The sequence below is a fragment of the Stappia indica genome, from assembly GCF_020177335.1.
Taxonomy (GTDB): Bacteria; Pseudomonadota; Alphaproteobacteria; order Rhizobiales; family Stappiaceae; genus Stappia; species Stappia indica_B.
Genome location: NZ_JAIVMG010000001.1, coordinates 815,870 through 840,628 on the forward strand (window position 1 = coordinate 815,870; position 24,759 = coordinate 840,628).

At 64.1% G+C, this 24,759-nt stretch carries 23 protein-coding genes, 4 tRNA genes and 1 riboswitch; of the genes, 13 read left to right on the forward strand and 14 right to left on the reverse strand.

The annotated features are described in order from the left end of the window. Positions 1 to 6: 6 nt before the first annotated feature. Genes cobO through LC062_RS03575 form a run of 6 tightly spaced genes read right to left on the reverse strand, consistent with a single transcriptional unit; the run spans position 7 to position 7,173 of the window. Positions 7 to 618 carry a cob(I)yrinic acid a,c-diamide adenosyltransferase gene (cobO, locus tag LC062_RS03550; RefSeq protein WP_181758540.1) on the reverse strand — a complete coding sequence of 204 codons (612 nt, stop codon included), beginning with the start codon at positions 616 to 618 and terminating at the stop codon, positions 7 to 9. Positions 619 to 635: 17 nt separating this feature from the next. Continuing rightward, complete coding sequence (cobN, locus tag LC062_RS03555) at positions 636 to 4,436, reverse strand: cobaltochelatase subunit CobN (RefSeq protein WP_224909628.1); 3,801 nt, start codon at positions 4,434 to 4,436, stop codon at positions 636 to 638. A 43-nt stretch (positions 4,437 to 4,479) separates the two neighbouring features. Beyond that, positions 4,480 to 5,580: a cobalamin biosynthesis protein CobW gene (gene cobW / locus LC062_RS03560; RefSeq protein WP_224909629.1), complete on the reverse strand. Its 1,101-nt coding sequence runs from the start codon at positions 5,578 to 5,580 to the stop codon at positions 4,480 to 4,482. After that, positions 5,577 to 6,131, reverse strand: a complete 555-nt coding sequence (gene cobU / locus LC062_RS03565; RefSeq protein WP_224909630.1) for a bifunctional adenosylcobinamide kinase/adenosylcobinamide-phosphate guanylyltransferase — start codon at positions 6,129 to 6,131, stop codon at positions 5,577 to 5,579. Before cobU ends, cobW begins: the two co-directional genes overlap by 4 nt. Then, on the reverse strand, positions 6,128 to 6,934 hold the full coding sequence (locus LC062_RS03570) for a CbtA family protein (RefSeq protein WP_224909631.1): 807 nt from the start codon (positions 6,932 to 6,934) through the stop codon (positions 6,128 to 6,130). The genes cobU and LC062_RS03570 overlap by 4 nt, the downstream gene beginning before the upstream one ends. A gap of 47 nt (positions 6,935 to 6,981) precedes the next feature. Beyond that, positions 6,982 to 7,173, reverse strand: a complete 192-nt coding sequence (locus tag LC062_RS03575) for a CbtB domain-containing protein (protein ID WP_224909632.1) — start codon at positions 7,171 to 7,173, stop codon at positions 6,982 to 6,984. A gap of 35 nt (positions 7,174 to 7,208) precedes the next feature. After that, positions 7,209 to 7,433, reverse strand: a riboswitch (cobalamin riboswitch). Positions 7,434 to 7,645: 212 nt separating this feature from the next. On the opposite strand from LC062_RS03575, the gene LC062_RS03580 reads away from it, so the two are divergent. The 5 genes from LC062_RS03580 (at position 7,646) to proX (ending at position 12,904) form a co-directional block, all read left to right on the forward strand. Further along, positions 7,646 to 7,721: transfer RNA gene (locus LC062_RS03580), tRNA-Asn, on the forward strand. Between the two features lie 293 nt (positions 7,722 to 8,014). Continuing rightward, the gene (locus LC062_RS03585; RefSeq protein ID WP_224909633.1) at positions 8,015 to 9,193 is read left to right on the forward strand and encodes a BaiN/RdsA family NAD(P)/FAD-dependent oxidoreductase; all 1,179 of its coding nucleotides are present in this window, start codon (positions 8,015 to 8,017) and stop codon (positions 9,191 to 9,193) included. 361 nt (positions 9,194 to 9,554) lie between these two features. Further along, the gene (locus LC062_RS03590; protein WP_224909634.1) at positions 9,555 to 10,841 is read left to right on the forward strand and encodes a quaternary amine ABC transporter ATP-binding protein; all 1,287 of its coding nucleotides are present in this window, start codon (positions 9,555 to 9,557) and stop codon (positions 10,839 to 10,841) included. Then, positions 10,838 to 11,770 (forward strand): ABC transporter permease, encoded by a 933-nt coding sequence (locus tag LC062_RS03595; protein WP_224909635.1) that lies wholly within the window; start codon positions 10,838 to 10,840, stop codon positions 11,768 to 11,770. The genes LC062_RS03590 and LC062_RS03595 overlap by 4 nt, the downstream gene beginning before the upstream one ends. 120 nt (positions 11,771 to 11,890) lie before the next feature. After that, on the forward strand, positions 11,891 to 12,904 hold the full coding sequence (gene proX / locus LC062_RS03600; protein ID WP_224909636.1) for a glycine betaine/L-proline ABC transporter substrate-binding protein ProX: 1,014 nt from the start codon (positions 11,891 to 11,893) through the stop codon (positions 12,902 to 12,904). 161 nt (positions 12,905 to 13,065) lie between these two features. Here the strand turns inward: proX and LC062_RS03605 are convergent. The 3 genes from LC062_RS03605 to LC062_RS03615 all read right to left on the reverse strand — a co-directional run bounded on the left by LC062_RS03605 (position 13,066) and on the right by LC062_RS03615 (position 13,796). Further along, positions 13,066 to 13,142: transfer RNA gene (locus tag LC062_RS03605), tRNA-Arg, on the reverse strand. Positions 13,143 to 13,173: 31 nt separating this feature from the next. After that, positions 13,174 to 13,479: an ETC complex I subunit gene (locus LC062_RS03610; RefSeq protein WP_224909637.1), complete on the reverse strand. Its 306-nt coding sequence runs from the start codon at positions 13,477 to 13,479 to the stop codon at positions 13,174 to 13,176. A 240-nt stretch (positions 13,480 to 13,719) separates the two neighbouring features. Continuing rightward, positions 13,720 to 13,796, reverse strand: a tRNA-Pro gene (locus tag LC062_RS03615). A gap of 200 nt (positions 13,797 to 13,996) precedes the next feature. Between LC062_RS03615 and LC062_RS21295 the strand changes: the two genes are divergently transcribed. Further along, entirely contained in the window at positions 13,997 to 14,128 is a 132-nt protein-coding gene (locus LC062_RS21295) for a hypothetical protein (protein ID WP_263625420.1), read from the forward strand. A gap of 340 nt (positions 14,129 to 14,468) precedes the next feature. Here LC062_RS21295 and LC062_RS03620 read toward each other — a convergent pair whose 3' ends face one another. Next, positions 14,469 to 15,122, reverse strand: a complete 654-nt coding sequence (locus LC062_RS03620) for an acyl-homoserine-lactone synthase (RefSeq protein ID WP_224909638.1) — start codon at positions 15,120 to 15,122, stop codon at positions 14,469 to 14,471. A gap of 100 nt (positions 15,123 to 15,222) precedes the next feature. Continuing rightward, positions 15,223 to 15,957 (reverse strand): helix-turn-helix transcriptional regulator, encoded by a 735-nt coding sequence (locus LC062_RS21455; RefSeq protein ID WP_224909639.1) that lies wholly within the window; start codon positions 15,955 to 15,957, stop codon positions 15,223 to 15,225. A 703-nt stretch (positions 15,958 to 16,660) separates the two neighbouring features. On the opposite strand from LC062_RS21455, the gene LC062_RS03630 reads away from it, so the two are divergent. From LC062_RS03630 to arsC, 4 genes are all read left to right on the forward strand, one after another. Then, positions 16,661 to 17,104 carry a hypothetical protein gene (locus LC062_RS03630; protein ID WP_224909640.1) on the forward strand — a complete coding sequence of 148 codons (444 nt, stop codon included), beginning with the start codon at positions 16,661 to 16,663 and terminating at the stop codon, positions 17,102 to 17,104. A gap of 108 nt (positions 17,105 to 17,212) precedes the next feature. Further along, positions 17,213 to 17,563: an ArsR/SmtB family transcription factor gene (locus LC062_RS03635; RefSeq protein ID WP_224909641.1), complete on the forward strand. Its 351-nt coding sequence runs from the start codon at positions 17,213 to 17,215 to the stop codon at positions 17,561 to 17,563. Between the two features lie 75 nt (positions 17,564 to 17,638). After that, positions 17,639 to 18,745, forward strand: a complete 1,107-nt coding sequence (gene arsB / locus LC062_RS03640; protein WP_224909642.1) for an ACR3 family arsenite efflux transporter — start codon at positions 17,639 to 17,641, stop codon at positions 18,743 to 18,745. 28 nt (positions 18,746 to 18,773) lie between these two features. Next, positions 18,774 to 19,178 carry an arsenate reductase (glutaredoxin) gene (gene arsC, locus LC062_RS03645; protein WP_224909643.1) on the forward strand — a complete coding sequence of 135 codons (405 nt, stop codon included), beginning with the start codon at positions 18,774 to 18,776 and terminating at the stop codon, positions 19,176 to 19,178. A gap of 21 nt (positions 19,179 to 19,199) precedes the next feature. Here arsC and LC062_RS03650 read toward each other — a convergent pair whose 3' ends face one another. Further along, on the reverse strand, positions 19,200 to 19,754 hold the full coding sequence (locus LC062_RS03650; RefSeq protein WP_224909793.1) for a DUF192 domain-containing protein: 555 nt from the start codon (positions 19,752 to 19,754) through the stop codon (positions 19,200 to 19,202). A 152-nt stretch (positions 19,755 to 19,906) separates the two neighbouring features. After that, positions 19,907 to 20,479 carry a cold-shock protein gene (locus LC062_RS03655; protein WP_224909794.1) on the reverse strand — a complete coding sequence of 191 codons (573 nt, stop codon included), beginning with the start codon at positions 20,477 to 20,479 and terminating at the stop codon, positions 19,907 to 19,909. A gap of 303 nt (positions 20,480 to 20,782) precedes the next feature. Between LC062_RS03655 and LC062_RS03660 the strand changes: the two genes are divergently transcribed. The 3 genes from LC062_RS03660 (at position 20,783) to LC062_RS03670 (ending at position 22,311) form a co-directional block, all read left to right on the forward strand. Then, positions 20,783 to 21,223: a VOC family protein gene (locus LC062_RS03660; RefSeq protein ID WP_224909644.1), complete on the forward strand. Its 441-nt coding sequence runs from the start codon at positions 20,783 to 20,785 to the stop codon at positions 21,221 to 21,223. Positions 21,224 to 21,367: 144 nt separating this feature from the next. After that, positions 21,368 to 21,443: transfer RNA gene (locus LC062_RS03665), tRNA-Glu, on the forward strand. A 202-nt stretch (positions 21,444 to 21,645) separates the two neighbouring features. Further along, positions 21,646 to 22,311 (forward strand): 5-formyltetrahydrofolate cyclo-ligase, encoded by a 666-nt coding sequence (locus tag LC062_RS03670; RefSeq protein ID WP_224909645.1) that lies wholly within the window; start codon positions 21,646 to 21,648, stop codon positions 22,309 to 22,311. A 1,064-nt stretch (positions 22,312 to 23,375) separates the two neighbouring features. On the opposite strand, the gene gor is transcribed toward LC062_RS03670, so the two are convergent. After that, positions 23,376 to 24,749 (reverse strand): glutathione-disulfide reductase, encoded by a 1,374-nt coding sequence (gene gor, locus LC062_RS03675; RefSeq protein ID WP_224909646.1) that lies wholly within the window; start codon positions 24,747 to 24,749, stop codon positions 23,376 to 23,378. Between the last annotated feature and the right edge of the window lie 10 nt (positions 24,750 to 24,759).

The window sequence follows — 24,759 nt, forward strand, 5'->3', positions numbered from 1 at the left end:
GCTGGCTCAAAACTCGATCCCCTCCTGCGGCTTCACGCCGGAGCGGAACGGATGCTTGATCTGGGTCATCTCGGTGACCAGATCGGCAATCTCGATCAACTCGTCCTTGGCGTTGCGGCCGGTGATGACCACATGCACATCCTCCGGCTTTTCATCGCGCAGGAAGGCGACAACCTCGTCGATCGGCAGGTAGTCGTAGCGCAGGACGATGTTCAGCTCATCGCACAGGATCAGCCGGTATTCGCGCGAGCGGATCATCTCCTTGGCCGCCTCCCAGGCCTGACGGGCGGCGTCGATGTCGCGCTGGCGGTCCTGGGTCTCCCAGGTGAAGCCCTCGCCCATGCGCTTGATTGTCACAAGATCGGAAAACCGGTCCAGCGCCATGCGTTCGCCGGTCTCGATCCGTCCCTTGACGAACTGCACCACCGCCACCTTGTGACCATGACCGAGGGAGCGGAACACCATGCCGAAACCGGCGGTCGACTTGCCCTTGCCCTTGCCGGTGTGGACGATCAGCAGACCCTTTTCGATGGTCTTGGTGGCCATGATCTTGTCGCGCGCGGCTTTCTTCTTGCGCATCTTCTCCGCATGGCGAGCGTTCAGTTCCTCTTCGCTCATCGCCGCTTTCTTGTCGCTCACGTGATCGTCTCCCCGTTGTCCTGTCGGTCCAGCAGCGCCCGCGAGCTGTTGCGCCGCGGCGCCCACAGCCCCCGGTCCAGCGCCTCGCGGAACCGGTCCATGATTTCCTCAAGCGCCTTTGGATTGGCCCCTTCCAGAAAGGCGCGCACGGTCTCGTCGCCAATATAGGCATCGAACAGCTGGTCGAAATGGTGATCGCCCACCGCCCGGGTGGTCGCGGCGAAGGCGAAGAGATAATCGACCGTCGCCGCAATCTCGAACGCCCCCTTGTAGCCGTGGCACATGACCCCGGCGATCCATTTCGGATTGGCGGCACGGCCGCGCACCACCCGGCCGATTTCCTCGCCGAGGGTGCGGATCACCGGCCGCTCGGGCCGGGAATGGTCGTTGTGATAGACCTTCGGCGCCTCGCCCTTCAGGGTTTCCACCGTCGCCGCCAGCCCGCCTTCGAACTGGTAATAGTCGTCGCTGTCGAGCAGGTCGTGCTCGCGGTTGTCCTGATTGTGCAGCACCGCATCGACCCGCGACAGCCGGTCCTCCAGCGCACCGCGCGCGCCCGCCCCGTCCGCGCCGGCGCCATAGGCATAGCCGCCCCAGGCGAGGAAAGCCTCGGCGAAATCCGACCGCTGGTCCCAGATACGCTCATCGATCAGCGCCTGCAGCCCCGCGCCGTAGGCACCGGGCTTGGAGCCGAACACACGGTAGCCGGCGCTCAGCGCCGCCACCTCCGCCCCCTCGCCTTCGGCAATCCGGCGGCGGGTTTCCTCCGCCACCCGGGCAGCGATGGGATTGGCATCGGCCGGTTCGTCCAGCGCGGCAATCGCCGCCACCGCCGACTGGAACAGGTCGATCTGATGGGGGAAGGCATCGCGGAAGAAACCGGAGATGCGCAAGGTCACATCGATGCGCGGACGGCCCAGCTCCGACAGGCCGAGAATGTCGAAGCCGGTGACCCGGCCCGATCCCGGCTCCCATTTCGGCCGGGTGCCGATCAGTGCCAACGCCTGGGCGATGTCATCGCCGCCGGTGCGCATATTGGCCGTGCCCCAGCAGGTCAGGACCACCGCCTGGGGATACTCGCCCTCATCCTGGAAGTGCCGCTCCACCAGCCGGTCCGCGCTCGCCTCGCCGATCCGCCAGGAGGTTTCCGTGGGCACGGCGCGCACGTCGACGGAATAGAAATTGCGTCCTGTCGGCAGCACATCGGGACGCCCGCGCGTCGGTGCGCCGGACGGCCCCGGCGGAACGAAACGGCCGGCCAGCGCATCGAGCACGCCGCGCGTTTCCAGCTCTCCCGACGCGGTGACGGCGGGGGCGATCCGCTCCGTGATTTCCTCAAGCACCGCCTTGGTCGCAGCGAACTCCTCCGGCGCGCCGGCCTCCACGCAGCGGTGGGCGAGGATTTCCAGCCGCTCCACCGTATCGCCGCAGCTCCGCCAGGGCGCATCCGAGACCTCGGCGAGGGCTTGCGGGCGCGGCCCCTGCCAACCTTGCGCGAAATCGCAGTCGAGCGGGTCGAATTCCCCCTCATTCGTCATCCCGGACGGAGCGTCAGCGGAGATCCGGGATGACGCCGAAGTGAGACCGAGATCCCGCGCCAGGGCGCGCAGCAGGCTTTCGTTCGCCGCGCCCTCCCCGCGCGGAATGCGCGTCATCGCCACCAGAAGATGGGAAAGCGCATCGCCCTGCGGCGCCGCGCCGAACACATGCAGCCCGTCGCGAATCTGCAATTCCTTCAGGTCGCACAGATGGGCATCGAGCCGGGCAAGCCGGGTTTCCTCGTCCATCTCGTCGCTGAGGCCGATATCGCGGTCGAGCCCGTGCCGGGTCGCGGTGTCGAGAATGTCGCGGGTCAGCGCCTTGAGGCGGCGCGGATCGACCCCTTGCGCGAGATAGTATTCATCGAGCAGAACCTCCAGCTCCGCGCCGACGCCGTGGCTTTCGGCCCGGCCGAGCGGCGGGGTCAGGTGATCGACGATCACCGCCGATGAGCGCCGCTTGGCCTGTGCCCCCTCGCCCGGATCGTTGACGATGAACGGGTAGATGTTCGGCACCGGCCCAAGCACCGCTTCCGGATAGCACGCCTCGGAAAGCGCCAACGCCTTGCCCGGCAGCCATTCCAGATTGCCGTGCTTGCCCAGATGCACCACGGCGTGGATGCCGAAGACCTCGCGCAGCCAGATGTAGAACGCGAAATAGTGATGCGGCGGCACCAGGTCCGGGTCGTGATAGGTCGCCTTCGGGTCGATGTTGTAGCCACGGGCCGGCTGAATGCCGACCAGCGTGTTGCCGAACACATGGAGGGCGAGGCGAAAGCCGCCCTCGGCCACATGCGGATCGTCCTCCGGCGCCCCCCAGCGCGCGGTGACCTGCCGGCGCACCGCCTCGGGAAGACGCGCGAAATGCCGCCGGTAGCTGTCCAGATCCAGCACCGCGCCGCCCGGACGCACATGCCTTTCCGCCAGTGCGTTGGTCGGACCGTGCGAGATCCGCTCCATCAGCCCGGCGGAGGTTTCCGGTGCCCCCTCGACCCGGTAGCCCTCGGCGCGCATGGCGGCGAGCAAGCCGGCGCAGGAGGCGGGGGTGTCGAGCCCGACGCCATTGGCGAGCCGGCCGTCCTTGTTGGGATAGTTGGCGAGAATCAGCGCCACCTTGCGCCCCTCCGGCGGCGTCCGGCCGAGCCGCGCGGTGCGTGCCGCCAGATCGGCGACGAAGGCAATCCGGTCGGGCTTGGGCACGAACCGCACCGGTGCGGACTGGGTGCGCGGATCGCGCGCGCCCTGCTCCTTGAAGGACACAGCGCGGGTCAGGATCCGCCCATCCACCTCCGGCAACACCACATGCATGGCCAGATCGCGGATCGACAGGCCCTGATCGGCCTCGCGCCAGCCTTCTTCGGAGGAAGAGGAGAACACCACCTGCATCACCGGAACGCCGGGGGCATCCAGCGGCGTTGTGCGGTGCGGACCACCCGCCTTGGACACGGCAAAGGCGGTGGCGTTCAGCACCACATCCGGCCGCGCCTCGGCGAACAATGCGGCAAGCACCCCGGCGCTTTCCGCCTCCTTCAGCGAGGAGACATAGACCGGCAGCGGGTTGACGCCCCGGTCGGTCAGCGCTGAACACAAGGCCTCGACCGGCGCGGTGGCCGCGCTTTGCACCAGCGCGCGGTAGAAGACGATGGCAGCGCAGGGCGCGGCCGGATCGGCCCAGCTCCGTGTCAGGTCCTCCAGCGCGGGCGCCGCATGGCCGGGCAGGAACACGCCGGCGCGCGGCAGAGCGCGCGGCGGGTCGGGCTCCGGGTTGCGCTCCAGCAGATAGCCGCAATAGCGCAGCAGATTGGAAAGATTGCCCGCGCCCCCTTCCACGCAATAGCGCCAGAGGATCGCAACCTCCTCCACCGGCAGGGTGGAGCGGGCGGCCAGATCCGCGTCCCAGCGGTCATCGCCCGGCATCACCGCCAGCTTGACGCCAAACCCGCGCGCCACCTCGGTGAGCCGGTCGAGCCCATAGGGCCAGTATTCCGCCCCGCCGAGCAGGCGCAGCACCACCAGCTTCGAGCCCTCGACGGTCTGCTGGGCGTAAAGATCGACCGAATAGGGATGGGAGAGCGCCAGCAGGCTGGCCAGCCGCAGGCTGGGGGCGCCATCGTCGCCGAGCTCCTCGACAACGGCGGCGAGCGACGCCAGTTCCGTATCGGCGGCGGACAGAAAGAGGATGTCGGCGGGCGCCTGTTCCAGGTCAACCGCCTCGTCCCCCTGATCGATCCGCCCGCTGCGGCCGGCCAGAATATGCATGTCGTCTCCCGTATGGGCTGTGGCGACTGTCGCCGCCAGCGTATCAGGCGGTCACGGCGACCCGCAGCATGTCCTCGATCCGCGAAAGGTCGAAGCCGCTGAGGCCGATCACCACCAGACGCCCGGGGGCACGCGCATCGCGGGCGAACCAGGCCTCGACCCGCGGCCCGACCGCCTGCACCATCGCCGGCGCCGGCTTGCCCGCGACCGCCACCGCGCCCTTGATGCGCAGAACGCCGGGCACGGCCATGGCCGCCGCCACCTTGTCGCGAATGTCATCAAGCCCGGCAAAGACCCCGGTCTCGATCACATGGCTGGCGAATTCATCGTGGTCGTGATCATGGTGGTGGTGATGATGGTCGTGGTCATCGTCATGATCGTGATCGTCGTCATGATGATGCGCCTCGTGATGGCCGGCGCGCCCGGCCATGTCGTCCTCCGAGGCGCTGGCACGGCCGAGCAGCACATCGGCGGCAAGACAGCCGCGTTCGGCAGCGACGATCTCCACCGCCGGGCGCACCCGGGCGGCAACGCTCTGGCGCACCCGGTCAAGGGTCTCCGCATCCACCAGATCGGACTTGTTGAGAACGACGAGATCGGCGCAGACGAGCTGATCGGCGAACAGCTCCTCGACCGGGCTGTCGTGGTCGAGCGCTTCATCGGCGGCCCGCTGGGCGGCGACCGCCGCCTCATCGGCGGCAACCCGCCCCTCGGCAACGGCAGCCGTATCGACCACGGTCACCACCGCATCGACGGTCACCCGGTTGCGCACGCTCGGCCAGGAGAACGCCCGTACCAGCGGCTGCGGCAGGGCAAGGCCGGAGGTCTCGATGACGATGTGGTCCGGTGCCTGATCGCGGGAAATCAGCATTTCCATGGTCGGCAGGAAATCATCGGCAACGGTGCAGCAGATGCAGCCGTTGGTCAGCTCCACCACCTCCTCGGCGGCGCAGTTGGGGTCGGCGCAGCCATCGACCAGCGAGCCGTCAAAGCCCATGTCGCCAAACTCGTTGACGATCAGGGCGATGCGCTTGCCCTTGGCTTCGGTCAGAAGGTTGCTCAGCAGCGTGGTCTTGCCCGCACCGAGAAAGCCGGTGACGATGGTGGCGGGGATCTTGGCGGAAGACGAGGGTCCGGCACTCATAGGCGGATCTCCGGTTGCATGGGATTGGGTTTGAGCAGCAGCGGCAGACCGGCGGCGACCAGCACCACCTGCTCCGCGGCTTGCGCAATGGTTCGATTGAGGCGCCCTTGCGCATCGCGAAATCGCCGCGCAAGCGCGTTTTCAGGGACAATGCCCTGGCCAACTTCGTTGGAGACCAGCACCACCGGCCCCCGCACGTCTGCCAGCGCAGCGATCAGCCGGCCGGTCTCGGCCTCGATATCGGCTTGCGCGAACATCAGGTTCGACAGCCACAGCGTCAGGCAATCGACCAGCACGGCGCGGTCCGGCCCGCATTCGCGGGAGAGAACGCCGGCGATGTCGTGCTGTTCCTCGACCGTGGTCCAGCCGTCACCGCGATCGGCCCGGTGCCGGGCGATCCGCTCGGCCATTTCGCCATCTCCGGGCGCGGAGGTGGCGACGTAGACCCGCCGCAATCCGCTTTCGACGATGAGACGTTCGGCAAACGCGCTCTTGCCGGAGCGCGCGCCCCCGACGACCAGGGTCGCAGCCGCGCGCGCTCCGTGTGTCATGTCGCCTCGCCGCGCTGCCAGAGCCAGCCAAGCGCGCTGCCGAGAATCGCCCAGAACACCGCCGCCGACACCATCGACGCGGCGACGAAATGGCCCTGCAGCTCCGCCGGAACACGGGAGGCAAATTCATGCGGATGCGGCGCGCCGATCAGATGCGGCGCGATGATCAGCAGAACGCCGGCGATCTTCAGCAGCGGCTCGCCGCGCCCCACCAGCAGCCAGAGGCCGAGACCGGTGGCGATGGCAGTGCCGACCCACCAGGTCTGGCGGGCGACCAGTTCGGCGGCGGCGGAACCGGGCAGTTCCGGCGGCAGGCCGAGCGCCGGGGCAAGCGCGACGGCGGCAAAGGCGCCAAGGCCCCACTGCAGCCCGGTCGCCGCATCGATCCGCCGCGCGCCGAGCAGCATCGCCGCCAGCAGCATCAGGCCGAAGCCGAAGCCGGTCAGAATGCTCGACAGGCTGGTGTAGAGCGTGCGCTCCAGACCGTCCTCCGGCGCCCAGGCGCCGATCATCGAATCGAGAAACCCGAGCTCACCGGTCGCTTCGTCATGCTCGCCGGGGGAATGGGCGAGCCAGACCCGGCCATCGTCGGTCAGCCCGCCGGCATAGGGCGCAAGCTCCGCACTGGCACCGACGCCCCCCATGCCGGCAGCCTGATGCAGCGCCGGCGCGGACAAGCCGGCCGTCTCATAGGTTTCGGCCTGAAGAATCAGCGGCGTCGTGATGAGTGCCTGAAGCACAGCCAAGGCAATGCCCGCAGCGCATCCCGCGCCGAGAGCAACACCGAATATCCGTGTGATCACTGGACTGGACAGCCAGGCGGGATCATGCCCGCCGGCGCTCCGGATCGTCAGTGGCAGGGGAAGCCGAGCGCGTGCCGGCTGTCATGCGCCGCGTTGTGCAGCACATTGGAATGGGCAAAGCCCACGCCAAAGACCACGAAGGCGCCGACAAAGGCGCTGAGGAGCACGACCGGCAACAGGGCTGCGCGCGAAACGGACGCTTGCGAAGCGGCAGCGGCGGAGGAGACAGAAGCGGACATTGGCATTCTCCATTGGTCGTCCACCCGACGACATGTGCGAGTCACGTGCTCCGGCCGGTCTCCTGGCTCGCGGGTCACCGCCACCCTTGCGCCTTCCCGGATCGAACGATCCAGTGGCCTTTCGCAGGGCGGCTCGCCGCATACAGTTGCGGGGGCAGCTGCGGAATCGGGAGCCCTGATTGGGTCCTCCCCCACCGCATTCCCTTTTCATCCCCATCGGGCTTTGCCCGAAGCGGGGAACCGGAACACATCCTCTTGTACCGCTTTGCCGTCACAGCAACAAGGGCCCGCAAGTGGCAAATGCCCAAGGAGCGCCTTGACGAGGGCGCCCGCCCCGCGCCCAGCCGGACCAGCCATCCGAAAAAGTTTTCCCCAGCCTTGCAAAATTTTCCGGACGAAAACGCTTGGCAAGCGCGCCAACCGTTTGCTATATGCTCGCCACCGACGCAGCGAAGCTCGCTGCACAGGGTGATCCCCGGTAGCTCAGTTGGTAGAGCAAGCGGCTGTTAACCGCTGGGTCGCTGGTTCGAGTCCGGCCCGGGGAGCCACACCCTCCAAGGTGTTTCTCACAGACATTGAAGATCAAGCAGGCCTCCCGGCCTGCGAGGCGCTTTGCGCCTCAGAGTGCTGTGGGCAGCGCATCTGCGCCCCACCCCACAGAACACCCGACATCTGACGCTACTGACGTTTTTCGGCGTCGCGCATGGCCCTGCCGGGCGGTTTCCTATATGAGCGCTGGCACGTCTGACGCAGGGAGTAGACCGCCTGCGTTTCGACACCCCAGGGCACGGAACACCGCTCGACCCCATCAGCGATCCGCCCCACCATCTGGAGCAGCACGTTGCAGCACATCGATGTCGTGGTAATTGGCGCCGGCGCCGCCGGCATGATGTGCGCGATCGAAGCTGCAAAGCGCGGTCGGTCGGTGCTGGTGCTGGATCACGCCAAGACGCCCGGCGAGAAAATCCGAATCTCCGGCGGCGGCCGCTGCAATTTCACCAACATCCACACCAGCGCGCGGAACTTCCTGTCCCGCAACCCGCGCTTCTGCATCTCCGCCCTCAGCCGCTACAGCCAGCGGGATTTTATCCAATTGGTCGAGCGGCACCGCATCGCCTATCACGAGAAAACACTCGGACAGCTTTTTTGCGATGAGTCCGCCACACAGATCATCGCCATGCTGCTTGCCGAAATGCGGGATCACGGTGCGAAGCTGGAACTCGCCACCCGCGTGGAAAGCGTCGAGAAATCCGAGCGCGGCTTCACCGTACGCCATTCGGGTGGCAGCCTGTCCTGCCAGTCGCTGGTGGTGGCGACGGGCGGCAAGTCGATCCCGAAGATGGGCGCGACCGGCTTTGGCTATGACCTGGCGACCCAATTCGGCCTGCGCCTTGTCGAAACCCGCCCCGGCCTGGTGCCGCTGACCTTCGATCCGCACCTGCTTGAGCGACTGAAACCGCTGGCGGGCGTGGCAGTCGATGCCACCGCCACCTGCCGCAAGACCCGCTTTGATGAGGCGATGCTTTTCACCCATCGCGGCCTCAGCGGCCCCGCCATCCTGCAAATCTCCTCCTACTGGCGCGAAGGCGACGAGATCGCCCTCTCCATGCTGCCGGGAGCCGACCTGTTCGAGACCCTGCGCGCACAGCGCGCCAGCAACGGGCGACAGGCCCTGCAGACCGCCCTCTCCCATCACCTGCCGAAGAAACTGGCGCAGCTCATCGCGGCGGAAGCCCGCGCACCGGCCAACCTGGCCGACATGTCGGACGCGGCGCTGCGGCGCACCGCCGCCGCCGTCACCGACTGGCGGATCAAGCCGACAGGCTCGGAAGGCTATCGCACCGCCGAAGTGACCCTCGGCGGAGTGGATACCCGCGACCTCGATTCCAAAACGATGGAAGCCAGAACCACCCCCGGGCTTTACTTCATCGGCGAGGTCGTGGACGTGACCGGCTGGCTTGGCGGCTATAATTTCCAGTGGGCCTGGTCCTCCGGCTGGTGCGCCGGCCAGTTCGCGTAAGGCCCACTCCCCAATCCAATCGAGCAGCCGCTACCGACGCCGAACAGGTGACCACACACCCGCTCCCGGCGACGAACCCGCGCGCCAAATTCCCCGCACGCCCATCGACTTACCGTCGCACCCGCCAGCATATTTCGCCACCACAACCGCCGCCGCGAGCAACGTATAAAATTAAATCTGATTTGCGGTTGAGAATTATAATAACAAACGATATATTGCGCCGCGATATGGGAAGATCGAAGCAAAATTGAAAGCATACGCGGCAAAGCCAGCGAAATAAAGCAAGTAAATTTGCAAAAGAAACCTTACGTAATCCGGAAGATTTTCCCAGTAAACAATCAGGAAATCAAAAAGAGGATCCATGAAACCCAAAATAAGGGTCGAAGGTGTTTACAAAATATTTGGCGAGGACCCGAAAGGGGCCCTTGACGCACTGAAGTCCGGAAAATCGAAGATCGAGATTTTCGAGGAGACCGGTCAAACCGTTGGTGTCCAGGATGTCAGCTTCGAGGTTGGCGAAGGGGAAATCTTTGTGGTCATGGGCCTGTCCGGGTCCGGCAAGTCCACCCTGGTCAGGACGTTCAATGGCCTGATCCCGCCCACCTCCGGCAAGATCCTGATCGACGACGACGATGTTGCCAGTTGCTCGGCGGAGCGCCTGCGCAAGATCCGGCGCGAGAAGATCACCATGGTCTTCCAGCATTTCGCGCTGTTTCCGCACAAGACCGTTGCCGAGAACGTCGCCTACGGGCTGAAGATCAAGGGCGAGGGCGCAGCCTCACGCCGCAAGAAGGCGCTTGCCGCGCTGGAGCAGGTGGGACTTGCCGCCTATGCCGACAGCCTGCCCGGCGAGCTGTCCGGCGGCATGCAGCAGAGGGTCGGTCTGGCGCGCGGGCTCGCGACGGATCCGCAGGTCCTGCTGATGGACGAGCCGTTCGGCGCGCTCGATCCGCTGATCCGCCGCGAGATGCAGGATGAGTTGCTGCATCTTCAGAAGATCCTGAAGAAGACCATCATCTTCATCACCCACGACCTCAACGAAGCCCTGCTTCTGGGCGACAAGATCGCCATCATGAAGGACGGTCGCTTCGTGCAGGTAGGCACGGCCCAGGAAATCGTCGACAACCCGGCCGATGATTATGTGGCCGCCTTTGTCGCCGACATCGACCGTGGCCGCGTGTTCGAGGCGAGCCATGTGGTCGCCGATCCGGTGACCGTCGAGCAGCACGAAAAGGGTGCGGCGGAAAAGGCTCTCCAGCTGATGGAAGAGCACAACCGCAACGCGCTCTACGTGGTTGATGACCAGAAGGTCGCCGGCCTGGTCACCTATCAGGAACTGGCGGTCGCCGCCCGCGAGGAAGGCCGCACCGACCTTGCCGAGGTGATGGTGACGGATGTTCCTGTGGTCGACCAGGACACGCCGCTGAACGAGCTTTACGGCGCGGCCAGCGCCGGCCACCCGATTGCCGTGACCGACAAGCGCGGGCGCCTGACCGGCGTGATCGAGGTGGAAGCGGTGTTCTCCCAGCTCTCGGGCGATGCCTCCGAAGACGAGTACGAGGATGAGGACGAGGCTACGGAAGACGGCAGCACGCCGCCCGCAGAAGAAAAGGCAACCGACACCGCACAAGGAGGGACACCCCGATGATCAGCCCCGCTGACTTTGTCCAGATCCCGCTCGACGACTGGGTGAATTCCTTCGTGCGCGATTTTCTGGTGCCGAACTTCCGCCCGGCCTTTCGCGCCATGCAGGTGCCGATCACGGAAGTCCTTGCCCGGATCGACAGCTTCTTCCACTGGCTGCCGATGCTGGTCTTCACCGTCGGACTGACGCTGATCGCCGACCGTACGGCGGGACGCGGCGTTGCGCTGTTCACGCTGGTGGCGCTGATCTTCATCGACATGATCGGCCTGTGGGCGGAAACCATGACCACCCTGTCGATGATCCTCACCTCGGTGTTCTTCTGCGCGGTGATCGGCATTCCGCTCGGCATCTGGAGCGCCCGCAGCGACCGGGTCCTGCTCGTGGTCCGGCCGATCCTCGACATCATGCAGACGATCCCTTCCTTCGTCTATCTGGTGCCGATCGTCATGCTGTTCGGCGTTGGCATGGTGCCTGGCATCATCGCCACCATCATCTTCGCCCTGCCACCGATCATCCGGCTCACCAACCTTGGCATCCGCAACGTGCGCGCCGATCTGATCGAGGCCGCCGAGGCCTTCGGCTCGACTCGCTGGCAGATGCTGTGGGAGGTGCAGTTGCCACTGGCGCTCAGGACGATCATGGCCGGCCTCAACCAGACCCTGATGCTGGCCCTGTCGATGGTCGTCATCGCGGCGCTGATCGGCGCCGGTGGCCTCGGCCTGACGGTCTACACCGGCCTCGGACGGCTGAATGTCGGCGCGGCGACGACCGGCGGCATCGGCATCGTCCTCCTGGCGATCATTCTGGACCGTATCACCCAGTCGCTGGGCGAGAAGAAGGGCGTGCAAACGCCCTCGCTGTGGCAGTCGCTGCGCTCGCTGTTCTCCGCCGGCAAGGCGGATGCGGGCGCGCAAAGCGGCAAGCCGGCCTGACGCCCCGCCTCGCTGCGACACACCGTTTCGCGCGGCCCCGTTCCAGCGGGGCCGCGTGCCCAAGGTGGCGGCGCACGCCGCCATCCCCATCTGACGTTCCAATTTCGGAGATTTCACACCATGAACAGCCTCAAGAAGACCCTCCTGTCCGTGACGGCCCTGGCGCTGGTCGGCACCCTCGCCGCCGCCCCGGCTTCGGCACAGGACGGCCCGGGCGCCGGCAAGACCATCAAGATGGCCCAGGCGACCTGGGACACCGGCTGGTTCCATTCGGAAATCTACAAGCAGCTCTTCGAGGAGCTCGGCTACTCCATCGACGGCCCGACCACCCTCGACAACCCGCCCTTCTATCAGGCGGTCGGCTATGGCGATGTCGACCTTTGGGTCAACGGCTGGTTCCCGATCCACGACACCTACCGTCCGGCCTTCGAAGGCTCCGCCGAGATCATCGGTGCGGTTGCCGCCGGCGGCGCGCTGCAGGGCTACCTGGTCGACAAGGCTTCGGCGGAAAAGTTCAACATCAAGTCGCTGGCCGACTTCAAGCGCGACGACGTCAAGGAAGCCTTCGACCGTGACGGCGACGGCCGGGCCGATCTGGTTGCCTGCCCCCCGGGCTGGGGCTGTGAGGTCGCCATCGACGGGCATCTGACCAAGTACGATCTCAAGGGCGACATCAACGAGATCAAGGCCAGCTACTCCGCGTCCATGGCCGATGCGGTTGCCGCTTATGGCGCCGGCGAGCCGATCCTGTTCTACACCTGGACGCCGAACTGGACCGTCAACGAGCTGAAGCTGGGCAAGGACGTGGTCTGGATCCAGGTGCCGGAAGAGGCGACCGAGGAGAACGCAGCCAAGGGTGTTGCCTCCTGCGTGGCCGACCCGTGCGTCATGGGCTTTGCCGCCAACGACATCGTGCCGGTGGCCAACTCCAAGTTCCTGAAGGAGAACCCCGCCGTCGCCACCCTGCTGAAGACCGCCTCGATTCCGCTTGAGGACATCTTCGCGCAGAACTCGGCGATGAACGATGGCGCCGACAGCCCGGAAGACATCAAGAAGCAGGCGTCCGACTGGATCAAGGCCAACCGCGAGATGGTCGACGGCTGGCTTGCCACCGCGCGCGGCGCGGCGCAGTAAGCCAAACCGGACACGGCGGCCCTCCCCTCAGGGCGGGCCGCCCTTCCCGCAAAACAAAACCACGCGCCGGCCCCTCCCGCGCGTGGTTTTTTATGACCTGGACAGCCCGGCGCACGGATGCGCGCGCGGGAACACTCTGCTTCGGACTGAAAGAAGGGAAATGGCGACCCCGGCAGGATTCGAACCTGCGACATTCGGTTTAGAAGACCGATGCTCTATCCACCTGAGCTACGGGGCCGGACGGGATCGGATCCCGCCGCTCTGGGCCGTCAGTGGGTCCAGGGCATATGCCGGTTGAAGCGGAAGTTGTCGGAGTAGGCCACCTTGGGCACATGCCGTTCGCGCGGCTTTTCCACCCGGTAGGCGATGCCATTGCGCCGGGCGTAGGCCACGGCCTCTTCCTCGCTGGCAAAGCGCAGGCGCACCTGCTGGCGCATGTCGCTGGAGGAGGTGTAGCCCATCAGCGGCTCGATCGTACGCGCCACCTCCGGAACGTAGTCCAGCACCCAGTCATGGGTCTTGCCACGGCCGGACTGGGTCGCGGTCTTGGCCGGAGAATAGATGCGTGCCACCATCGGACGGCTCCCGTCGCTCAATTCGCTGTTCCGGTGCGCGGTTGCGCACCAACTGCGCCTGTTTATTTCCCCGCCGCCGGGGGAAGTCAACATCGCAAATCGCCGCCGGCGGGCCGCAGGACCGGGGAAAACGCCTCCCGTCCCTCGCCGATTGCCTGAAGACCAACCGCCGATACACCGCGCATGCGCTAGATCCGCAAGCAATGTAGCGGCGGAGAATGAATCGATCTTTTTGAAGAATGGTCGGGGCAGCAGGATTTGAACCTGCGACCCTCTGCTCCCAAAGCAGATGCGCTACCAGGCTGCGCTATACCCCGTCCGGCTGGTCCCGTGGGGTGTATCCGGCCTAGCCGCAAGCCGTCAAGGGGGAACGAACCAGGATTTTTCTGGCGAATTTAGCACCCTGAGGCAAAGGAGTCCCGGAATAGCCCCGGAATCCGCAGGGGAAGCAATCCCGTTTTGTTCTCCGCCACACTGCGAAGAAAAGCATAAAGTTTTTGCAACCATTGGCCGAAGCATGCACGCTAGTCTCTACGCCCTGACCATCGAAATATGCGAGGACGCGCTCGACCTGGAGCACGGCGACGAGGCTCAGGTCGCCAAAGTGGCGCTACTAGCGCGGATGACCAGCCAGCTTCACCACGCATGACAGAAAGGTGACCACATCCGCCCAAATAACCGCACTCAACCAAGACCCAAGGCAGCAGATCCAACCGGTAAAGCACGGCGACCAAAAAGCGTGTATTACCGGCCCCTCGGCCCGGAGCCAGTCGGCCGCGACAGCTATCTCCTCCAACGTCCAGGGCATCGTGCGATTGTGATCTATCACGTCTCATCGACTTATCGTGTCGCAAAAATTTAGCATCTCGCGCAAGATCAAATGGCAACCCATTTCGCGGGCTTTTCGGAAGACCGTGAGTGTCTGCATCACGGACTCGCAAAGCCGAGGCAATACCTCTTGCCTCGGCTTTGATGTGACACGTCTTCGTTTAAGCAACCAGCGCAGCGAGCGGATTCGTCGGAGCGGGTTTCTCGAGGACCGACGCGGTATGTCCGCTCGCCATGCGCAATTCGTTGATCGTGGTTTGATTGGTATCGATGACGCCTGCATAGGTCATGACGCGACCATACCGCATCGGAGTGCCGACCACATCGATGTTGAAATTCGCTCGACGGAATAGCCGCGCCATGCGCGCATCATATACCGTCACAAGCTGTCTGAGCCCAATCAGTGCGCCGATTTCAATCGCCCCAAGAAAAAGCTCAGCGGTAATCTCGCTCACCTGACCGCATTTCTTCGAGCGACACGCATACTCGGGATCCATTGAAAAACGTGAGGCTTCCCAGATCAGCGGATCAGCGACTTCGAGGTCGTCAGGCAACAGGTCACTGAAAACGTCGCGAAGCATGTTGGGGCCAGTCGTCGGCAAAAGCCGCAATGAACCGCGCACATCATCAGTGTCTGGGTCAATTGAGATGATGTACAGTGGGTTTTGTTCGTCGAATACGTCGATTTCCCAACCGTCCTTGACAGTCACATCCCAGCAGAGCCTATGATGAAAAACCTCTGCTCGGATTGTATGCATCCGATCAATCTCGAATGCATGTTCCATACGATCAATTCCCTGGATCAAGCGGATCATATTGTTCCCTCCTCACTCATTTGGTGAGGTGACAATGACAGCGATATTTTTACGGGTATATTCTGCATTTTGGGGGAGTTCCCGCGTAAAAAAACATCCCTTAGCCTGGAGGGTCGATCAGCTTAAAGGAGATTGCGCGAGCAACCGTATGTGTCGTATTCAAAGCGTTTAGTTTTCGGCGAGACATCTCCATATACGTCTTTACTGTCCCGGTTCGTATTCCGATCAGAACTGCAATATCCTCATACGTCTTTCCCTCAGAGGCCCACCGCAAACACTCAATCTCACGAGGAGAGAGTTTTGGGCACAGTCGGCCGCCCCCCTCAGTCCGAATGATCATTTCGTGAATGAAATTCGCGATAACCTGAAAGTCGCGAATATAGATTGATTTGGTTTGGCTCCACTCCCGGTCTGAAAAATCCGAGGTAATCGATAGCAGCGCCGTTTCGCCGTTCACGCCCCTGATTGGAAATGTCAGGCCCTTATGACCAACATCAAAATCCTGAGCTTCGCCAAACATCTGTTGGATTTTCGGCGCCCTACGATCGAGTACATCCCAATCAACTGGAAGAAGGCTCTGTGCCCCTGCTTTCAGAACCGGGTCAATCGAGAAAAAATCCTGATCTTGGTAATGCCTCACCCAATCGTCTTGATAGGTCAGCGCAAAGAAATGCTCTTTCGGCGTTAACTCAGGAATTTTACGCGCATAATATACAGCGTTACTCAAACCATACTCTTCAACAACTCGATCAAGAAGATCTCTACCGTCACCTTTTTTTGATACAGCTTGAAGCTTCTCAATAATACTAGAGAATCGAACGTCTCGCACGATCACCGCCCCTCAGAAAGATCTCGCCTATAACGGGCATGCTATAACACGCTACCGCAATAGTCGCGATGCGGATCGCTTCATTTCCATAACCGCGACGACCTCGTCATGCAGTAGGTCGATTTTCCTTGCGAGTTGCGAGTCAATCGGCCGCACTTCGTCACGGCAGAACTCAAGTGTTCCAGCGAGATATCCTAGGATACTGGTTTGAATGTCGGCTACTGATCTGTCCATTTCGGCGCCCTCCTCACGGCCCAGAGGACCCTAGGACAGCGAGAGAGGTGAGCGTAATCGGCCAAATGTCCTCCCCTAATTTACCGTATTGCCCCCTTTGTTTCGTGGCGACACCTCCTCAGACCGGTAGAAAGAATCTTTCTATGGTTGCATACAGGTTGAAAAAATCAACCCTAGAGACTAATCGGCTCATGAAGGGGGAAGCGTTATCTAGAAAAATCAACATGCTGCTTAATGACCCCGCATTTGCCGCTCGCAACTACGGCCGACCACATTTAGCCAGACAAGCTGAAAGCATGAAGGTTGTGGCACGCCGTTTCCCACCAGATGCCAGGCATTGCCCCCCCCTGACCGGGGCACATCATGGGATGCATCGTTTCCTTCAGACGTTTCGCATGCAGGAGACAGATGATGCGCAGCTCCTTTCTCCCTCCCCGCCTTTTCGCCGGCCTTTTGTCTGACAGTCCTTCCCTGCTTGCCGCTCTTCGCCGCCCAGGCGCCAGCCGAACCCTGGCAGAGCGGTGTCTCGAACGACGGCACAATCGCCTCCGCGCAGACCTCCGCGGCTGGAAAGATCCTGGATACCGGCTGCAGCAGCCGCCTTCGCGCGGCGCTGTATTTCACGCTCACTGGCGGGCCGCACGAAGGCATGCGGAATGTTGATGACACAAGCGATTCCATGATGATGTGGATCACGCTGTCTGGCGGACGCCTGGCCCGCCACCCGGTCGACGGTCACGATGTCGACGCCGCGAAAACCTTCGTCGGCACCTTGCCCGCCACGGAGCCCGCGATGGAAGAATTTTCCAGCGGCAGCCGGATCGCGTTCACCACCGCCGAGGGAATTACGATCTTCTCCGCGCCGATGGAGGGCGCGACCAAGGCGCGCGCCGCGTTCCGCAAGGCCTGCGGCATCTGATTGCCCTCACCTGCCCCGCTCGCAGAGCCGCCAGGCCACAAAGGGTTTGCGCCCATGCGGTCATGGTGCTACATCCAGATCAATCATAATATCTGGATTTATGGATAAATGGATACCCCATCAGCTCTCGCCGCCCTGGCGGCACTTGGACAGGAAACCCGGCTTGAGGTGTTTCGCCTGCTGGTGCGAGCGGGCGACGCGGGCCTTCCCGCCGGTGAAATCGCCCTGCGGCTCGGCGCGGTGCAGAACACCGCCTCGGCGCATCTGAAGATCCTCACCCAGGCCGGGCTGATCCGTCCGGAGCGCGCGGGCCGGTCGGTGCGTTACTTCGCCGACATGACCGGCTTCCGCGATCTGCTCGCCTTCCTGATGGAGGATTGCTGCAATGGCGCACCGGAGCTCTGCCGCCCCGTGATCGATGCGGTGGTGTGCGACGGCACGCCCAAGCCCGCCTCCTGACCGCGCTTTCCATCCTCTTCTGCGCGCCTTCCTTCCGCGCATCGCTCACATCGTCTCCCGAACCGGACCCTTCTCATGACCGACAATCTCGCTGCCGCAGCGCCGCTTCCCGATGCCTCCGCCCTTCCCGCCGGCGGCATCGGCTTTTTCGAAAAATGGCTTTCCGTCTGGGTGGCGCTGTGCATCGCCGCCGGGCTTCTGCTCGGCGCCTTCGCGCCCTCCGCCTTTGCCTTTCTGGCAAGCCTTGAATACGCCTCTGTCAATCTGGTCGTCGCCGGGCTGATCTGGGCGATGGTGTTCCCGATGATGGTCAATGTCGATTTCGCCAGCCTGCGGCACATCGGCGACCGGCCCAAGGGGCTGGTGCTGACCCTTGTCGTCAACTGGCTGATCAAGCCCTTCACCATGGCCGCGCTCGGGGTGCTGTTCTTCGAGCATGTGTTCGCCGGCTGGATCGCCCCAGCGGACGCACAAAGCTATATCGCCGGCCTGATCCTGCTCGGCGCGGCGCCCTGTACCGCCATGGTGTTCGTCTGGAGCCAGCTCACGCGCGGCGATCCGGCCTACACCCTGGTGCAGGTGTCGGCCAATGACGTCATCATGATCTTCGCTTTCGCGCCGATCGTCGCCCTGCTGCTGGGCGTGACCGATATTGCCGTGCCGTGGGACACCCTGCTGCTCGCCACCGGGCTTTATGTGGCCATTCCGCTGGCTGCCGGCGCGCTCACCCGCCAACACCTGACCCGCGCCGCCGGCACTGGCGCGGACGCGGACGCGGACGCGGAAGAAGCGGTTGCCCGCTTCACCGCGCGGCTCAAGCCGGTGTCGATCCTCGGCCTGCTGGCCACGGTGGTGCTGCTGTTCGGCTTTCAGGGCGAGGTGATCCTGCGTGATCCGCTGCTGATCGCGATGATCGCCGTGCCGCTGCTGCTCCAGTCCTACGGCATCTTCCTTCTGACCTATGCCGCTGCCCGCGTCTGGAAGATCCCCTTCAACATCGCCGCCCCTTGCGCGCTGATCGGCACCTCGAATTTCTTCGAGCTGGCGGTGGCGGTGGCCATCAGCCTGTTCGGCCTCCACTCCGGCGCGGCGCTGGCCACCGTTGTCGGCGTGCTGGTGGAAGTCCCGGTGATGCTGTCGCTGGTCGCCTTCGCCAACCGTACCCGCCACTGGTTCGCCTGATCGCCGCTATTCACAAGGGAAGGCCCCGATGCACGTCACCATCTACCACAACCCGGACTGCGGCACCTCGCGCAACACCCTGGCCATGCTGCGCGCGGCCGGAGAAACCCCTGAGGTGATCGAATACCTGAAGACCCCGCCCAGCCGGGAGCGGCTCGTTGCGCTGCTGGCGGCCATGGGGCTTTCCCCGCGCCAGCTCCTGCGCCAGAAGGGAACGCCCTATGACGCGCTGGGGCTGGCCGACCTCAGCCTGAGCGACGATCAGTTGATCGATGCCATGATGGCCCATCCGCTGTTGATCAACCGGCCGATTGTCGAAACCCCGCGCGGCACGCGGCTCTGCCGGCCATCGGAAACGGTCGTGGAGTTATTGCCGCCGGGCGTGCTTCGCCGCTTCACCAAGGAGGACGGCGAGGAGGTCACCTTCGAGTAAGGCGCGGACGACGCGAAGGGCTCAGTCCGACCCCTTGATGGTGTCGGACTGCAGCACATCGCCCGGGACAATCCCGAGCCGGGCAGCCAGACCGCCCTTGACCTCAAGCACGAAGCGCACCTCGGCCCGCGAGGGCACCAGCTCTTCGGAGAGCGGCGTCGCCTCCCGGGCGATATGGGCGATCCGGCCGGAGGCTTCGACAAACAGCATGTCGAGCGGGATCAGCGTGTTCTTCATCCAGAAGAACACCTCCTTCTCCTGCTTGAAGTCGAACAGCATCCCCTGATCGTCTGCCAGCGCGGTGCGGTGCATCAGCCCGGTGGCACGGGCCGCCGGCGTATCGGCGATTTCCACCTCGAAGCGATGACGGCCGGTCTGGGAGATGACCAGCAGCGATTCGCGCCGCAGAGCGGCGGCCTCGGCCCCTCCAGCGCTTGCAGGCAGGGGCGCGCTCCAGGAAAGAAGCAGCAGCGCGCCGCCAAGCGCCAGCTTGCGAAGGGCCGCGCGCAGCGCGCCGGCCTTGCTGCCGGCGGACCGGCGAGCGGGTCTGCAAAATCCTGGAAACGAGATGTCCATGGTCACGGCCAGCGGTATCCTGAAGGGTATGCCCGCCGCGAGATCACCGGCCCCTCCGGTGCGGCGACAAGCAGTCACCCGTTAAGGTGACGGCGAATGATGTGCCGTGCAAGTTTCCCAGACAACGCAAGAACGCTGCAGCAAGCGCCCCGTCAATGGGAGGCGGGAATATGCACGCCTTCGCCGTCAGGGCGAATTTCCGCGGCCATCCGTCCCTTGGGACCCTGGCCGAAGCGCACGAGCACCGTCTGCCCGGGGCGCAGCTCGGTGATGCCGTAGCGCCGCAGGGTTTCCATGTGCACGAAGATATCTTCCGTGCCCTCGCCCTCAGTGACGAAGCCGAAACCCTTGATGCGATTGAACCACTTCACCGTGGCGCGGACGTAACCGCCTTCGGGCGTCACCTGCACATGGGTGCGCGACGGCGGCATCTGGGAGGGGTGAATGGCGGTCGATTCGTCCATCGACAGGATGCGGAAGGCCTGCAGACCGCGCGTGCCCGGCACCACTTCGCAGACGATCCGCGCGCCCTCATAGGCGGTGCGATAGCCATCGCGGCGCAGGCAGGTGACATGCAGCAGAATATCGCCAAGGTCCTCGTCGGGGACGATGAACCCGTAGCCCTTGGCCACATCGAACCACTTGATCGAGCCGGCAACCTCCAGCAGATCGACACCGGGATCCTCCGATCCCGTTTCGTGTCGCGTCGCCGCTGCCTTTGCCATCAAGTCCTTCATTCGTCCATGCCCCTGATACGCCGTAAGCTGGATCCTCTTGCGCGGACACCGCAATACAACGATTCCACCTCCGAAGGATAACACTGCCGCATTGCCGGACCAGACAATTCTTCGAATTCACTGTCGGCAAGTCCATTTCAGTGTGCGGTGAAACCGGCGATTCGCCAAGCCGCCCCGCATCGGAGCGCCCGAGGCGGCGCGCTCCCGCCCGGAAAAACGCCGGTCACCCCATTGATGTCCGGCCGGCGCGCCATATGCTGTTGCCAATTCATCGCCAACAACGAGGCATTCATGCGTTATCTGCACACAATGGTCCGCGTCCGCGACATCGACGAATCGCTGCGCTTTTACTGCGATGCGTTCGGGCTGGAGGAAGCACGCCGCATCGACAACGAAAAGGGACGCTTCACCCTGATCTTCCTTGCCGCGCCCGGAGACCTCGATGCGGTGCGCAAGGGACAGGCGCCGGCCCTTGAGCTCACCTACAACTGGGACCCGGAAGAGTACACCGGCGGCCGCAATTTCGGCCATCTCGCCTATGAGGTGGAGGACATCTATGCCACCTGCGAGAAGCTGCAGAAGGCCGGGGTGACGATCAACCGCCCGCCGCGCGACGGCCACATGGCCTTCGTCCGCTCTCCCGACAACATCTCGATCGAGCTTTTGCAGAAGGGCGAGGCGCTGGCGCCCCGCGAACCCTGGGCCTCGATGGAAAATACCGGAAGCTGGTAACCGGAAAAGGGGCGGAAAACTGCGGTTCTTCCGCCCTCCCCGGCACAACTATCAACATCAAAATGCGAAACTGTGGATGACGACACAGATCCCCTCTTGCCGGGAAGAAAAAAGCCCCCTATAAACCGCGCACACCGGCAGCGGGCGCCCATCGTCTAGCGGTCTAGGACGCCGCCCTTTCACGGCGGAAACACGGGTTCGAGTCCCGTTGGGCGTACCATCTTCTTCCGGTCTGCATCGCTCTGCGATCGGCCGAAAGCGCTGCCGAAGATTTCCGGACCATCGTTGCGAATGCACCAGCCGGGCCTGTTGGCCCGGCGGTCCTGGCCTCGCGCTTCACCAGCGCTACGGGCACCTCCCCTTTCATCAGACCGCCGTCCCGTGTCATCCTTGCCGGACCAGCAGTGGATCGGGAGCGGGACATGACAGCGGCAGATGACAGCGACACCCCCGGCACCTACGCCTCACCGCCCTGTTTCATGCATGAGCTTGGCCCCGATGGGCGCCCGGTGGCGACGGCAGATGGTTCACAGAACTCGCGGGACCTCTCTCGCTGGCGCAAGGCTACCCGCGAGCGCCTGATTGCCGAGCGCCTCGCCCTGCCGGCGGAAACACGCCAGCAGATCTCCGAACGGATTGCGCATCGCCTCGACGCGGCGCTCCACCCTCTTGCAGAGCATACAATCGGCCTCTACTGGCCGTTCCGCGGCGAGCCGGACCTGCGCCCCTGGATCAAGACCCTTGTCTCCCACGGCGCCCGAGCGGCGCTTCCTGCGGTCATCACCAAGGGCCAGCCACTGGAGTTTCGCCTCTGGCAGCCCGGTGACCCTCTGGAAAAGGGCGTGTGGAACATTCCCGTCCCGACCCAGGGCGCGATTGTCGCCCCGGATGTGATCGTCGCGCCGCTGGTCGGCTTCGACGCCGCGGGCTACCGGCTCGGCTATGGCGGCGGGTTCTACGACCGGACCCTGCGCGCCATGCCGCACACACCGAAGATCATCGGAGTGGGCTACGAAATCAGCCGCCTGCCGACCATCTACCCGCAATGGCACGACGTTCCGATGGATACACTCATTGTGGAGGGCTAAACCGCCTCGGTCACCGGCATGGGCGGTCGCCGCGCACCGGCCAGAAGACGCAAATTTTTTACCGATAATTTTCAGAGATTTGCAACTTTGGACGACTGCATTGCAATTCGCAAAAGTGACAAGGCCAATTCGCGCAGGATTCCGGGTGTCACTATCAGATTCTGGGAGATTTCGTCATCTTTCGCAGTATTTTGCAGAGTGGCACGCGCACAACCCGGTTGGCACGCTTTTTGGTTTGTATAGAGCAAGCCGGAACGGACATGGTCGAGGAAGGTCAGCCCGACACCACCACGTTTCGGACAAAACCGCGATGCCCCATCGACAAATGATCGCGGACATATAAAAACTCCCGGCGCCCACCGGATCGGTCCCGTCCCGTCAACTCCACCCCTGACGGCCCCGACCCACCGGTGGGCGTATTTCTTTTCCCCGCACCCGTCATCATCCCGCTTCCCGGCAGAACCGCACAGACCGCAAACGGGCGACAGATGAAAACGGGCGGGCGCAGCAGCACCGCCCGCAAACTGCGACAAAGGCCAAACCCGCCTGGGCACCATCAACTCGGTGCGGTCAATTCCTCCCTCATCCGTGCATTGAGGATGACGATAATGGATGCCTTCAGGCCTGCGCCCCTCGCCCTCAAGTGGAGGCGCGTGGCGGAAGCTCCTGCTTGGCCAACGGACAGGCACCGAAACGCCGCGGCTCTCCGATCCCGGCTCGCCGCCTTGCGGCGTCCGGGAGGACGCGGAGTGTGGCGGTGGTGTACGGTATCGAGCCGCCGCTGCCCTTGAAATGGTGTCGTCCGGGCACCTCCTCTTGGCGTCATTCCGGGCAAGCGTCAGCGCGACCCAGAATCGGCGAGCCAAAAGACAGGCATTTCCAAGAGACTGAAAGCGGGCGGCCGCGCCTCGCCGATACCGGCTCTCTCCGCTTCGCTTCGTCCGGGAGGCCGCCCCGCAGGAGCACTGCCAACACACTTACGGGGCGGATTGATCCGCCCCGCCTCATATCGCCCTGTGGTAGCCCCGCCCCTGAGGGCGAGAGGCGTCAGACTGCCATCGACCTCAGGCGCGGATCCGCTCGCTCGGCTCGCGCATGGTCACCAGCTCTTCCGCCGCCGTCGGGTGCACCGCCATGGTGCTGTCGAAATCGGCCTTGGTCGCGCCCATGCGCAAGGCAACGCCCAGCACCTGCGACAGCTCACCCGCATCGGCACCGAGCACATGAACGCCAAGCACCCGGTCGCTGTCCGGCTCGACCAGCATCTTCATCAGCATCTTTTCTTCGCGCCCGGACAGGGTGTGCTTCATCGGCCGGAAGGCGGCGCGATAGACATCGACGGCGCCGTAGCAGGCTACCGCCTCTTCCTGGGTGAGGCCGACGGTGCCGATTTCCGGCTGCGAGAACACGGCGGTGGGGATCATGTCATGATCCGTGCTCCAGGGCTTGCCGCCAAACACCGTATCGGCGAAGGCATGGCCCTCGCGGATCGCCACCGGCGTCAGGTTCACCCGGTCCGTCACGTCCCCGACCGCATAGATCGAGGGCACATTGGTGCGCGAGGTCTCGTCCACCTCGATGGCGCCGGACGCGGATACGGCCACGCCGGCCGCTTCCAGGCCGAGGCCGGAGGTGTTCGGCCGGCGACCGATCGCGAACATGATCCGGTCGGCGGCGAGGGTTTCACCGGCTTGCGTCTGGCCGATCAAGCCATCCGGTCCCTTTTCGATGGATGCGAAGGTGTCGCCGCAGATCACGCGGATGCCCTTGCGCTCCATCTCCTCGTGCAGCATCTTTCGCAGATCGCCATCGAAGCCGCGCAGGATCTCCTCGCCGCGATAAAGCAGCGTGGTTTCAGCGCCGAGGCCGTTGAAGATGCCGGCGAACTCGACGGCGATGTAGCCGCCGCCGGCCACCACCACCCGCTTCGGGAAATCAGCAAGGTGGAACGCCTCGTTGGAGGTGATCACGTGCTCGCCGCCGGGAAGACCGGCATCGACATTGGGGGTCGCGCCGACCGCGATCAGGATCGTCTTGGCACGGACCCGCCGATCATCGGAGAGGATATGCACCGTGTGCTCATCCTCCAGCACGGCCCGGCTGTCGAACAGCTCCACGCCGGCCCGTTCCAGATTGCGCCGATAGACGCCCTCCAGACGCGCGATCTCCCGGTCCTTGGCATCGATCAGCTTTTCCCAGTCGAACTGCCGCTCGCCGACCTGCCAGCCAAAGCCGGCCGCGTCCTCGAACTCCTCGGAGAATTTGGAGGCATAGACAAAGAGTTTCTTGGGAACGCAGCCACGGATGACACAGGTGCCGCCATAGCGGTACTCCTCGGCGATGCCCACCCGCGCCCCATAGCCGGCGGCGATACGCGCGGCGCGAACGCCGCCCGATCCGCCGCCAATGACGAAAAGATCATAATCGAAATCAGTCATTCAGCGTATC

Bases quoted from the DNA above. Each gene is read 5' to 3' on its own strand.
- cobO (WP_181758540.1), bottom strand. From the start codon at position 618: ATGAGCGAAGAGGAACTGAACGCTCGCCATGCGGAGAAGATGCGCAAG.
- LC062_RS03635 (WP_224909641.1), top strand. From the start codon at position 17,213: ATGGATACCCCATCAGCTCTCGCCGCCCTGGCGGCACTTGGACAGGAA.
- proX (WP_224909636.1), top strand. From the start codon at position 11,891: ATGAACAGCCTCAAGAAGACCCTCCTGTCCGTGACGGCCCTGGCGCTG.
- arsB (WP_224909642.1), top strand. From the start codon at position 17,639: ATGACCGACAATCTCGCTGCCGCAGCGCCGCTTCCCGATGCCTCCGCC.
- LC062_RS03575 (WP_224909632.1), bottom strand. From the start codon at position 7,173: ATGTCCGCTTCTGTCTCCTCCGCCGCTGCCGCTTCGCAAGCGTCCGTT.
- cobW (WP_224909629.1), bottom strand. From the start codon at position 5,580: ATGAGTGCCGGACCCTCGTCTTCCGCCAAGATCCCCGCCACCATCGTC.
- gor (WP_224909646.1), bottom strand. From the start codon at position 24,749: ATGACTGATTTCGATTATGATCTTTTCGTCATTGGCGGCGGATCGGGC.
- cobN (WP_224909628.1), bottom strand. From the start codon at position 4,436: ATGCATATTCTGGCCGGCCGCAGCGGGCGGATCGATCAGGGGGACGAG.
- LC062_RS03655 (WP_224909794.1), bottom strand. From the start codon at position 20,479: ATGGCAAAGGCAGCGGCGACGCGACACGAAACGGGATCGGAGGATCCC.
- LC062_RS03595 (WP_224909635.1), top strand. From the start codon at position 10,838: ATGATCAGCCCCGCTGACTTTGTCCAGATCCCGCTCGACGACTGGGTG.
- LC062_RS03590 (WP_224909634.1), top strand. From the start codon at position 9,555: ATGAAACCCAAAATAAGGGTCGAAGGTGTTTACAAAATATTTGGCGAG.
- LC062_RS03650 (WP_224909793.1), bottom strand. From the start codon at position 19,754: ATGGACATCTCGTTTCCAGGATTTTGCAGACCCGCTCGCCGGTCCGCC.
- arsC (WP_224909643.1), top strand. From the start codon at position 18,774: ATGCACGTCACCATCTACCACAACCCGGACTGCGGCACCTCGCGCAAC.
- LC062_RS03620 (WP_224909638.1), bottom strand. From the start codon at position 15,122: ATGATCCGCTTGATCCAGGGAATTGATCGTATGGAACATGCATTCGAG.
- LC062_RS21295 (WP_263625420.1), top strand. From the start codon at position 13,997: ATGCACGCTAGTCTCTACGCCCTGACCATCGAAATATGCGAGGACGCG.
- LC062_RS03670 (WP_224909645.1), top strand. From the start codon at position 21,646: ATGACAGCGGCAGATGACAGCGACACCCCCGGCACCTACGCCTCACCG.
- LC062_RS03660 (WP_224909644.1), top strand. From the start codon at position 20,783: ATGCGTTATCTGCACACAATGGTCCGCGTCCGCGACATCGACGAATCG.
- LC062_RS03610 (WP_224909637.1), bottom strand. From the start codon at position 13,479: ATGGTGGCACGCATCTATTCTCCGGCCAAGACCGCGACCCAGTCCGGC.
- cobU (WP_224909630.1), bottom strand. From the start codon at position 6,131: ATGACACACGGAGCGCGCGCGGCTGCGACCCTGGTCGTCGGGGGCGCG.